General features: G+C 43.1%; 15 protein-coding genes and 1 pseudogene. 6 read left to right on the top strand and 10 right to left on the bottom strand.

Going from position 1 to position 10,633, the window contains the following annotated elements:
* Positions 1–160: 160 nt before the first annotated feature.
* A pseudogene (locus HWQ41_RS26500) lies at positions 161–376 on the top strand (IS630 family transposase); the annotation flags it as partial.
* Here the strand turns inward: HWQ41_RS26500 and HWQ41_RS26495 are convergent.
* The 5 genes from HWQ41_RS26495 to HWQ41_RS26480 all read right to left on the bottom strand — a co-directional run bounded on the left by HWQ41_RS26495 (position 339) and on the right by HWQ41_RS26480 (position 3,657).
* On the bottom strand, positions 339–896 hold the full coding sequence (locus HWQ41_RS26495) for a VOC family protein (RefSeq protein WP_292769800.1): 558 nt from the start codon (positions 894–896) through the stop codon (positions 339–341). The pseudogene HWQ41_RS26500 and the gene HWQ41_RS26495 overlap by 38 nt on opposite strands.
* 20 nt (positions 897–916) lie before the next feature.
* On the bottom strand, positions 917–1,045 hold the full coding sequence (locus tag HWQ41_RS34390; protein ID WP_366931718.1) for a hypothetical protein: 129 nt from the start codon (positions 1,043–1,045) through the stop codon (positions 917–919).
* Entirely contained in the window at positions 988–1,488 is a 501-nt protein-coding gene (locus tag HWQ41_RS26490) for an FAD-dependent monooxygenase (RefSeq protein ID WP_292769797.1), read from the bottom strand. The genes HWQ41_RS34390 and HWQ41_RS26490 overlap by 58 nt, the downstream gene beginning before the upstream one ends.
* A 168-nt stretch (positions 1,489–1,656) precedes the next feature.
* Positions 1,657–2,658: a hypothetical protein gene (locus HWQ41_RS26485; protein ID WP_292769794.1), complete on the bottom strand. Its 1,002-nt coding sequence runs from the start codon at positions 2,656–2,658 to the stop codon at positions 1,657–1,659.
* A 480-nt stretch (positions 2,659–3,138) separates the two neighbouring features.
* The gene (locus tag HWQ41_RS26480) at positions 3,139–3,657 is read right to left on the bottom strand and encodes a hypothetical protein (protein ID WP_292769791.1); all 519 of its coding nucleotides are present in this window, start codon (positions 3,655–3,657) and stop codon (positions 3,139–3,141) included.
* 5 nt (positions 3,658–3,662) lie between these two features.
* Between HWQ41_RS26480 and HWQ41_RS26475 the strand changes: the two genes are divergently transcribed.
* The 4 genes from HWQ41_RS26475 (at position 3,663) to HWQ41_RS26460 (ending at position 4,750) form a co-directional block, all read left to right on the top strand.
* Positions 3,663–3,764: an FAD-binding domain-containing protein gene (locus tag HWQ41_RS26475; RefSeq protein ID WP_366931717.1), complete on the top strand. Its 102-nt coding sequence runs from the start codon at positions 3,663–3,665 to the stop codon at positions 3,762–3,764.
* Positions 3,765–3,976: 212 nt separating this feature from the next.
* Positions 3,977–4,219 (top strand): IS630 transposase-related protein, encoded by a 243-nt coding sequence (locus tag HWQ41_RS26470; protein WP_292769788.1) that lies wholly within the window; start codon positions 3,977–3,979, stop codon positions 4,217–4,219.
* Positions 4,216–4,497 carry a transposase gene (locus HWQ41_RS26465; RefSeq protein ID WP_292769785.1) on the top strand — a complete coding sequence of 94 codons (282 nt, stop codon included), beginning with the start codon at positions 4,216–4,218 and terminating at the stop codon, positions 4,495–4,497. The genes HWQ41_RS26470 and HWQ41_RS26465 overlap by 4 nt, the downstream gene beginning before the upstream one ends.
* Positions 4,406–4,750, top strand: a complete 345-nt coding sequence (locus HWQ41_RS26460; RefSeq protein ID WP_366931716.1) for a transposase — start codon at positions 4,406–4,408, stop codon at positions 4,748–4,750. Before HWQ41_RS26465 ends, HWQ41_RS26460 begins: the two co-directional genes overlap by 92 nt.
* Positions 4,751–5,449: 699 nt before the next feature.
* Here the strand turns inward: HWQ41_RS26460 and HWQ41_RS26455 are convergent.
* The 5 genes from HWQ41_RS26455 to HWQ41_RS26435 all read right to left on the bottom strand — a co-directional run bounded on the left by HWQ41_RS26455 (position 5,450) and on the right by HWQ41_RS26435 (position 8,906).
* Positions 5,450–5,686, bottom strand: a complete 237-nt coding sequence (locus HWQ41_RS26455) for a hypothetical protein (protein WP_292769779.1) — start codon at positions 5,684–5,686, stop codon at positions 5,450–5,452.
* A 1,064-nt stretch (positions 5,687–6,750) separates the two neighbouring features.
* Entirely contained in the window at positions 6,751–7,101 is a 351-nt protein-coding gene (locus tag HWQ41_RS26450) for a hypothetical protein (RefSeq protein ID WP_292769778.1), read from the bottom strand.
* 241 nt (positions 7,102–7,342) lie between these two features.
* Positions 7,343–7,852: a PIN domain-containing protein gene (locus HWQ41_RS26445; protein WP_292769776.1), complete on the bottom strand. Its 510-nt coding sequence runs from the start codon at positions 7,850–7,852 to the stop codon at positions 7,343–7,345.
* Positions 7,849–8,148 carry a hypothetical protein gene (locus tag HWQ41_RS26440; RefSeq protein WP_292769773.1) on the bottom strand — a complete coding sequence of 100 codons (300 nt, stop codon included), beginning with the start codon at positions 8,146–8,148 and terminating at the stop codon, positions 7,849–7,851. The genes HWQ41_RS26445 and HWQ41_RS26440 overlap by 4 nt, the downstream gene beginning before the upstream one ends.
* Before the next feature lie 242 nt (positions 8,149–8,390).
* Positions 8,391–8,906: a DNA topology modulation protein gene (locus HWQ41_RS26435; RefSeq protein WP_292769770.1), complete on the bottom strand. Its 516-nt coding sequence runs from the start codon at positions 8,904–8,906 to the stop codon at positions 8,391–8,393.
* Between the two features lie 129 nt (positions 8,907–9,035).
* On the opposite strand from HWQ41_RS26435, the gene gatB reads away from it, so the two are divergent.
* Positions 9,036–10,511, top strand: a complete 1,476-nt coding sequence (gene gatB, locus HWQ41_RS26430) for an Asp-tRNA(Asn)/Glu-tRNA(Gln) amidotransferase subunit GatB (protein WP_292769802.1) — start codon at positions 9,036–9,038, stop codon at positions 10,509–10,511.
* The last annotated feature ends 122 nt before the right edge of the window (positions 10,512–10,633 follow it).

Genomic DNA, 10,633 nt, shown 5'->3' with positions numbered 1-10,633 from the left:
GCAATGACTATGGGAATCACAACTAATTACCCGGACATGATATTACCCAGATGCAGAAATTCAACTTTGGTGCGAGGATGAACAGACGCTCGCAGACTCGCTAACGTTTAGGACTCAAGCCGATTAAACGACTACGTTTATGTTCCGTCGATAGGAAACACCTATAGCCAATGTCAACTGGAGATACAAGTAATTATGGTTCTATGCGTTCGTACATCCCAATACCGGGGAAAGTTATTGGTGGATTCTTCCTTACGTCAATACAGAGCTGTTTAATCAGGTTTTAGCAGATTTTGCCCGTGAATTCAACTTAGGCGCTAATAAACATATTCTCTTAGCTATTGACCAAGCTGGGTGGCATACCAGCAAAGATTTAGAGCTTTTTCTTGTTGCTTGCGCGCTACATGTAACGGCACAATGCAAATTGCCGAAGCAGTATGAAACCAATTGGCGTATTTCAGCCAAGGTGAATCTTCGTCCGACTTCAGATCCGAACCGTGGGTGGCGAGAGTGTAAAGCCGTAAACGCCGCCCATCAGGGTCGTCGAAGACAATCAGCCATGCCTGAATTCCGGTAAGCACGGGCGAGTGTTCAATATGAAGTTTATCTAGGTGCTTGCCCCAAGCTTCGAGAGCAGCACGATCATCAACGGCAATGGTCAATGGATCGAAACCTTTTTGCTTCTCGGCTTCTTCAGGGCTGAGGCGCAGTTCGACTCGCGTGCCGAGATTGGGAACATCAAGAATGTAGGCGTAAATTGATCCATCTTCATGCTTGTGATCCCATGCCACATTCCGTTTAGCACCAAAGACTTGCTCATAAAAGTGCAAACTATGATCAAGATTGCTAACCGCGAACTTGACGTGATGAATGCCCTTAAGAGGTGGAATATTCATGTGCTTCTTCTTTGCTGTTTTTAGTCCTGCCGCATGATCACATTTAAGCTGCCGATGTTTTCGATCTCTGCATGGATGCGATCGCAGGGTTTTAGAAAACGACCACCATGAACTCCTGCGGAGCCAGATGGTGAACCCGTGAAGAGCATATCTCCAGGTTTGATCGTGAGGTTTGCTTGACAGGGCCTTCTGTCTTCGTCAGCACGTTATGGATAACCGGAAGGCGGTCTTGCTCATAGGTGTCGAGCAGCTTTTCCGGGGCATACCCTTTAAGTACGAAGGCTAGCTTCCATCCTAGATTCACCATGTCCTGAATGCCGGTGTTCATTCCTTGGGCTCCAGCGGGACTGTGAATATGAGCGGCATCGCCACCAAGAAATAGCCTTCCTACTTTAAGCCGCTCGATCATGCGGCTGTTAATCCCGAACCAAGAACTCCAGGTCAAGTCGCGAAAGCGTGCCGGAATATGCGAGCGCTGGTCATAGATGGTCTGCAACTCCTGTAAGCTGGGCGCAGTGTCTTTACTTGGTTGACTGAGTGGGTTGCTGGCGATGAGACGGAATCGGCTGCCATTCAGAGGGAACAGACCCATAAAGCCTGGTAATCTTCAACGCGCAAGTGTTTATTGGCGCTTTCAAACCACAGATGCACGGAGAAAGATGGAACGCTTATACCCGACTGTGTAACCAAGCATTGTTGCCTTGGTAGACTACTAGATACGTGAAGGATTCCGAAAAGCGCCTGAACACCACAGCCGGCGTTACGTTCCGAGTAGCTCCGGCACGAAGATGTCCTCGCATGTCAGCCGCCGCTTCGAGAGACCTTGTTCAAAGAAATAGCGCAAGAAAGTGTTGATCGTCTTGCGATTCGCTTCGACGCCGTACGGCCACCAATCATCAGGAAACAGGCGGCGGTTTTCGTCGAAGAGTGGAGTAAACCACGGTATCATAAGGTTCCCGTGTTGCTCCATTAAGCCTTTCCGATACTGCTCCATCGCAACCTCTTTCGCGTCGCAAAAGCCTCGGTAGATGGCCTGTACGAGAGCCGGATGCTGTGCGAGAAGCTCTTTGCGAACTACGACCGTATGCATGATCGGGAAGATGCCAGTACGTCGGTAGTACGCGCGTTCGACCGACTCGTAGTCGGGAAACAGTCGCGCGACTTGCGGTGAGTTGTTCAGCACGCACTGCGGCGCAACAGCCGAGATGAACGCGTCGATTTCTCCCGCTTCGAGCATCGGCCCCAACGCTTTGCCGAACGGCACCGGCATTACGTCGACGTTCGCAGGATGCCGTTGCGGGATGAAATCAAATGGTGGCATGTACCAATCAGAGGCGCCGATGATCCAGCGGCACTGGTCCGGCGTCACGCCGTACTCGTCCGAGAGAATCCCCTTTGGCCACACGCCCGCATCGTGGCCGTAAATCCCGAATTCGCCGATGGTCTTGCCTGCGAGGTCTTCCGGCTTTTCGATGCCACTCGACGTGTTGATGAAGATCGCCGAATGTCGGAAATTACGATTTGGAAACACCGGAAGCGCGATGAACGGCGGATCATCGAGGTCGAGGGTGCGTAGATAGAACGTCAACCCCAATTCCGAGACGTCAAACGCGCGCTGCCGCACCATGCGCTCGAAAATGTCCGAGACAATGCGGGCGCTCTCGAAGCTGGCATCGACGCCATCGATCTTTACGGTGTCATCGAACAACGCACGCGTGTGGTCGTAGTTAGAGCAGCCAATTTTAAGCTTGAGATCGCTCATTGCACAGGTTCCTCCAGAATGCAGTCTTTCGTTTCAGATCATAGCGCCGCTATGCGCTGAACGCCGGCGCACAGATGGTCCTAGTTGTCGAATGCGATTTTCTCCCGGTCGGCATCGCTTAAATCCGCCTCCTCTAGGAACTAGACTAAAAGCCAGTTGTAGAGCGCATTTTTAAAGCCTCAACCGCGCAACGATTCTGCTCTCGTCGTAGCTAAGGAATTTCCTTGATGAAAACTATCATGCCAACCGTATATACACTGGAATGTGTTTTTATAGTAAAATTTCTTGCTTGACTTGAATGAAGGGGAGTTTTTTAAGTGATGTTGAACTTGAATTCTTAGAGGAAAAATTGGGAAACAGCGTAGGCGTAGCCCGCTGTTAGGCATCGCCCCCCTTTGTCCCAGAACTACCCCGCAAACATGGGAAGCGATCGCTCTCCCCTTTTCCTCTAAGAACGGATGCGATCGCCCCATCGCACCCCTACAGCTGCTCCATCTTAATCCCCGCCACTTCCAACATAACCGTTGTAATCGGCACAAGCCGCCCCACAGTCGTGTAATGACTGCCCCCTACGGGTGTGGTAGTCGAGCGCTCCCGAAACCGCTTCATGGTAATCAAAAACCACTCCCGCGTTTTTGGCATCGGTAGCTTATACAGTTGGCGCGTATTCACGAAGTAATAAAACAGCCAGTCTGCCTCGGTGTACATAAAGCAGCCGGGGGTTCCCTTCTCTAGATTGCTGTGAGTCTCAAAGAACAAGTTACGTGTCTTGTTCCACCTATCGCCCTTAATTTCAATCAAAATTTCGCCACTGTGCGTTGTCCAGATGAGGTCAACATCGCGGCGCTGGTAGTCTGGGTCATCCTCAACATTAACAACGCTGATGGTTTCTGACTTTGACCATAACCACGCCTCAATGTCAGTAGCCGCCTGATTAGCTACCTGCACCGCGTCATCCATGCTGTAGGCGTAGGTCATAGTTTTAGTTCCACCATTCAAATTAGATGAATTTTAGAATGAGAGCAATGTGTGCCACGTTTTTAACTATCAACTGTGGTATTTCCTGGCATCAGGGCGCTAGACATTATACAGCAGATTGCAGGTAGATAGAGTACACTAAATACTAGTGCATCAATTAGTACTATGAAAGCTTACTCCATTGACTTTCGAGAAAAAATAATTAACGCTTACTCTCAAGGTGATACATCAAGCTTGAAAAATAGCTTCTAGGTTTGATGTAAGTAAGACTTTTGTACAAAGGCTGCTTTTACTCAAAAGAACTCAAGGTCATGTACAGCCACAAAAACAAGGTGGAGGCATGAAGAGTGATTTGGATAAGCATAAAATTGAGCTAGCTCAAATGGTAGAAAAATATCCAGATGCAACTTTATCTGAATATTGTGAATATTGGGGACAAACTTACGATAAATGGGTAAGCACTAGTGCTATGTGTCGTGCATTGCAAAGACAAAAGTTGACACAAAAAAAAAGACGCTACGTAGTAGCCAATGTGCCACGGAAAGAGTCCAAAAGCTCAGATGTGAATTTTGGGAGAAAGTGAAAAATATAGACCCGGAAAACTTGGTTTTCATTGATGAAATGGGTGTTTTGCTCGGTTTAACACGAACTCATGCTCGCAGCCCCTACGGTGAAAGAGTGTATGATTTAAAACCATTTTATAGAGGTGCGAAAGTAACGGTTATTGGAGCAATAAGCTTAAAAAAAGTAAAAGATGTCATGACGATGAATGCCTCAATGGATGGAAATGCAAATGAAAGTATTTATTCAAAAATGTTTGCTTCCTCAATTATGGCCGGGTGCTGTAGTTGTTATGGATAATGTGCCATCTCACAAAGTAGCTTCAATTGAACCATTGATTCTATCAAAGAGTGCCAGTGTTCTCAATATGTCACCCTATTCTCCTGATTTTAATCCGATTGAACTTTGGTGGTCGCAACTTAAAGCTTTTTTACGTCAATTCTCTCCAACCACAACAAAAATGGTTGATATTCTTATTGCCACGGCTCTTGATTTGATTAATCCGAAACATCTAAAAAACTGGTTTACAGACTGTTGTTACTGTACTTCATAAACCTGCAATATGCTGTAATTATTCACGCCGACTTACTTCGCAGCAAATTGTCCGTACTAGGCTTATCTCCGAGACGCACTTGCATTCCCTAATGTGCTGCTGACGCGAATAAACTTGAAGTTAGTGGCTCACCAACATAGACGCGCAAAGGCTTACTGTTTGGTGAATTGGCAAGGGTGGCTCGGAAACTCGGATTTGAAAAGGTACAATACAAAGGTCAATATGCTCGTTGGCAACATCCAGAATTTTTAAGTGAAGCGTAAATTGCAATCTGGAGTTGTAAGCGATGTCTCCGACGGTCACTGAGCTTTTGCCTGCCCTTCCACAAGCTTAGGGCAGGCTACGCCTACGCATTTTTAATTATTTTATCATACCCTAAGTTTACCACAAGTGCGTAGACACCCAGAGGCAGGCTTCCTAGACCCCTACTTTTAAGCAAGCTACGCCCATGAGTACAAGAAAAGGGGAGTGGGGATTAAGAACAAGGGTTAAAGGGATTGAATTTTCCTTTTCCCTTAACCCTTCCCTTTTCACCACAAGAGTGCAAAAGCCCCTTTTGCAAGAGACGCTCATGAACAGAGTGAGCACAAAGCGCCCGCTATGTGAGCACAATTCAGAACGAAAATCTCTTTCCCTGTTCCCTGTGACTTGTAAGCTGTTCCCTATTTTCAAGATAGGTCTATTGCCTATACTTATACTTTAAATCACAGCTTCTTGGCGTTGACAATCAAAAACAACCATGTAGGAAGCATTTGGTATTTCCTGAGGTAAGTGCCGCATATAACCATCGGCATCAGAACGGCTGCGGAAGCGAGCAACAATCTCCCGTTGCGTATTAGGAAGTAGACGAGCGATCGCCCAAGAATTGAGGCGTTCTTTATAGGCAATAGGCTGATTGTCTGATTTGGAAGCTTTGTTATCCGTATTTTCTGGCATAATTATCTTATCCGTATGAAATTTCATGAAGGGCGTTAATTAGTTTCTAAGTAGGAATGCATTAACGCTTTTTTTTATGCTGCTGCCACCTTGTTATTCGATTATTTATAGATTGTCAACACTTAGCGCTATATTTTAGACCAACTAAGTTGTAACTTTCAGGTGGCTATGAATCTCAACGCCTTAATTTGCAATTGTTTCCAGGACACAACAATGCTCAAGCAGAAGTTTGACAATTATTGGAATTGTATAATTTGTATGAATACACATAAGTAAAGTCAGCATCAGTGGTAAAATGAACCTAAATGTCTCAAAAAATACAAATACAATTAAAAGCTCAATAGAAAATGAACAATAACGTTTGTAGGATTAATGAGCGCGGACACACTCTTGATTTTCGATAAGTGCGATGCCTACGGCGGGCTATACGCCTACGGGAAAGCTATATTGCAGGCATTTACGTTTTTTATAGTTAGTTTAGAATACTTAAATTTTAGATATTATAAAATGAATTTTTTCTCAGATTTTTACTATAGCTTTCGGGACAATACAGAGGATAACTGTTTAATTTAAAATATGTTGACTAACTGAGGTAAAATAGTTAATGTTTTGCCCGTAAAATTCTAGTTATGATCATGGAAACACCATTTTTAACATCAAGAATTCAAAAATTAGCAGAGAAAATAGGAGCAGTAGTTTTCTGAGACCCAGAATGCACCTTTGTGGGACTGATTACATGTAAAAATGGCAATAAAACCTTTTTTCGTAGTACTAGGTTTAGTATTAATTATTCTGGTTCAGTAGCAATAGCTAAAGACAAAGGGGTTTCGAGCTTTTTCCTGAATCAATTTGGCTATAATATTACTGAAGCAAAAAGATTTTTTAGTGAAGAATTATGCGAATAAATAGCTAATTCCAGAAATGACGAAAAGAATAGAAAATTTATATCTCAAAATTCTCAAAGCACTTGAAAACGAGAATAACAGAGAAAAGCATTGATTTTGACTGGAGGCGGAGCAACTCCTGCTCCCCTCCTGAATTCTTCTTCAATTCTAGCTATCTCTTCACCACTCCTTATCTAGTAGGGATTCAAATTCAGCTTGTAAGGCGGTTATATCCGCCAATCTTGCGACTAGTAAATTATCCTTACCAGCATCACTTAAACGTACTTTCCAATAACGAATACTGTCTGAGTTGTTCAACCAAAACTGAATCACCGTATCTACCACTTGATCTAGATTCCAACCCCACTTTGCTGGAACTGATTCCACCGATTCTAGAAACGTATCTAGTGTACACGTATGCATTCCCAAGTATTCCACGCCTTGGTGGGGTGTTTTTTGCTCATTTTGCTGTTGGTGATTAAAAAACTGCAAAAGTGGAGATACGCCGACAATATCAAAAGTGTATTTCATGCTAGTACTCCCAGTTGTAAATTCCTTGCAGGAAAGCTTTAGTTTTTTCTAATATAATGCCTGACAAGTAACTAAAGCATCTAGAAAAAGTATAGTTTTGGTCTATATCATAGGCATTAAACCTCAGTCATAAATTAGCACTAACAAGCCGAGAGTGCTAATTTATGTTAATAGTTTGATTTATTATTAAAGAGTTTCAGGCATTAATTAAGTGGTGTATATATTTTTATAATTGATGTTTCTACTTCCAGTTAAGGGGACGAATATTGTTAAAGTTAATCACGTCAAATTCTAGACTATGAAGATAACTTGCTAGCTTGAAGTCATCAGTTAGTACAAGATACTTTCCTTTAGATAAAGTCAGGATTCCACTGTCAGTAAGTCCGAATTTGACAAATTTTTCAGTATTAACAGCATCTAAACTCTTTACGTAGTATTCATCCAAAAGAGCAACATTTTTAACAAATTGAGCAAATATTGCAAAGCACTGAGAACGTTCAGGTTCACCAAGTTGATTTGCGAGGCTATTAACTTCTGTCAGAATATTCGGAGTTGTTACAAGCTTTTGAAAGCGTGCAATAAATTCTAGCAGAAGCTCATAATCTTCTGGTAGAAATTGCTGGGTTCGATTAAATTTAGTTATTCGTTCTTGATTGACGCTCCCAACTAAGAAGAGAAGCAGGATATTTGTATCAATTAAAATCCCTTTTTGGCAATAACAACGAACAAGGGAAGCAATCAAATTTTTCATACTTGTCTAATTTTCATTGCTTCTACTTCGCCAGTTTGAGAATTTACCTTAAAAAGTTTATATTCTCGTTCATACAACACAAGGGTAGGAGCAATAGAGATAGGAATTAATTCTTCCAATCGACTTTTAGGAGGTTTTTTAGGAATATCAAACCCTAAAGTAATCAACCAGAAGCTTTTATCCTCAGAAAGTTCGACTTCTTCAAATCTCAAATCTCCTAATGAAGAACCCATCATGTCTTGCATGGATTTTATGTATTCATGGGCAGCATTTACTGCTGTTTTGACATCAATCATAATCTTATTTGCTCCCTAATATAATTTGCTAATTTAATACTTTATTATAGTAATTTAACCTTATTTACTATTAGTTAGTTAGCACATAAATAACAATATTTGCTTTACCTATTTTTTCAGATAATTTTAATAAAAATCAATTGAGTAAATCTAAATATTGGGAAATACAGCAGATTGTAACTTAGTGAGGTACAGATAATCGTAGGGGCACAACATGTTGTGCCCCTACCCGTGTACTTCATTTACCTAAAATACGGTGTATTTTGTAAAAACTCTCTGACTTCTGTTGGTTCGCAAAGAATAATAACTTGCTGATTTGGTGTTAGTTGACTAAGCTTTTCGAGAATTCCAGGACGACGAGTAATTGGGTATGACCATATATATTTGATAAATTCCCAGTTCAATCTTTCAGGACAATCTGATGCGATATCAGGTCTAGATTGTCCAGCATACATGAAACGACGTTTAATCACTCGCAACAAACATAAAAGACGGGGAAAATCCAAAAAAATTACTGTATCTGCAACCGACAAACGAACGTCGAGAGTACTGCCATAGTTACCATCCATAATCCAAGATTCTCGTAGGGTTAGGTCTTGGATTATGCTCTGCCATTCAGCTTTTGGAGTCTCAACCCAACCAGGATTCCAGTACCAAGCATCCAAGTGAATCACTTCTAAGCCTAAAATGGTTCCCAGTTCACGGGCTAGGGTAGATTTACCAGCGCCCCCAGAACCAATGATTAAGATTTTCTTCACTTTAGGTTTGCACCTTCTTTTTCAAGCTCAAGAGGGTAAGCATTGCTCACCCAAATAACCGTCTTCAGGGCAACTCAATACGCCGCTACAATAGTACCACTACAAGGATTATGCCCAAATATTGATATTATGACCACTGCTACGACCGTAAAAACTGAGTATGAAGCGATTATTGGTCTAGAAACCCATTGTCAGCTGAGTACTAACACCAAGATTTTCTCTAATAGCTCTACGGCATTCGGTGCTGACCCCAATACTAACATTGACCCGGTTTGTATGGGTTTACCTGGGGTCTTACCTGTACTCAATAAAAAAGTATTAGAATACGCCGTAAAAGCTGGTTTGGCGCTAAATTGTCAAATCGCTAAATATAGCAAATTTGACCGTAAACAGTATTTTTATCCAGATTTACCCAAAAATTACCAAATTTCTCAATACGATCTACCGATCGCAGAACATGGTTGGTTAGAAATTGAGTTGGTAGATGCTGAGGGAAACCCCACTCGCAAACGCATTGGCATCACGCGTCTGCATATGGAGGAAGATGCTGGAAAATTGGTACACGCAGGCAGTGATCGCCTCTCCGGTTCTTCCTATTCTCTGGTAGACTACAATCGCGCAGGTATACCTTTAGTAGAAATTGTCTCGGAACCTGATTTGCGTTCTGGACTAGAAGCTGCTGAATATGCCGAAGAGTTGCGCCGGATTGTGCGCTATCTCGGCGTGAGTGACGGCAATATGGAACAAGGATCTCTGCGCTGCGATGTCAACATTTCCGTGCGTCCGGTGGGACGAGAGGAGTTTGGCACCAAGGTAGAAATTAAAAACATGAACTCGTTCAGCGCCATCCAACGGGCGATTGACTACGAAATTGAGCGCCAAATCGCCGCAATCGAAGCAGGCGATCGCATTATCCAAGAAACTCGTTTGTGGGAAGAAGGCACTCAACGCACAAGTAGTATGCGGATTAAGGAAGGTTCTAGCGATTACCGCTACTTCCCCGAACCAGATTTAGCACCAATTGAGGTGACAAATGCCCAATTAGAGCAATGGCGCAGCGAATTACCAGAATTACCAGCCCAAAAACGCCATCATTATGAAAGTGAGTTGGGGCTTTCGGCTTATGATGCGCGAGTGCTGACAGAAGATCATCCAGTAGCCGAATATTTTGAAACTGCGATCGCATCTGGAGCAAATCCCAAAGCTGCTGCAAACTGGATTACTCAAGATATTGCAGCACACCTCAATAAGCAAAAACTCAGTATTACTGAAATCGCCCTGACTCCCAGCAATTTAGCAGAGATTATCACTCGCATTGAAACGGGCAAAATTAGCAATGCTCAAGCTAAAGAAAAGTTGCCAGATTTGCTCAGTGGTATTTCTCCTGAGAAAGCCTTTGCGGGTCAGGAGTTAATCACCGATCCTAGTGTATTGCAACCGATCGTTGATGAAGTCATAGCCGCCAATCCCAAAGAACTAGAAAAGTATCGCAACGGTAACACCAACCTCAAAGGCTTCTTTGTCGGACAAGTTCTGAAAAAGACAGGCAAACGTGCTGATCCTAAGCTGACTAACGAATTAGTGGAGAAAAAATTGGACGCCTAGTAGTTTGTTAAGTCAACTTTGCTGAGTGAGGGGGATGAAGGAGATGAGGGAGATGAGGGAGATAAGGGAGCAGGGAGCAGGGAGCAGGGAGCAGGGAGCAGGGAGCAGGGGGAGAATTCTAC

Source organism: Nostoc sp. NOS(2021) (assembly GCF_017115025.1).
Classification (GTDB): Bacteria; Cyanobacteriota; Cyanobacteriia; order Cyanobacteriales; family Nostocaceae; genus Nostoc.
This window is presented reverse-complemented; position numbering and strand designations above follow the sequence as displayed.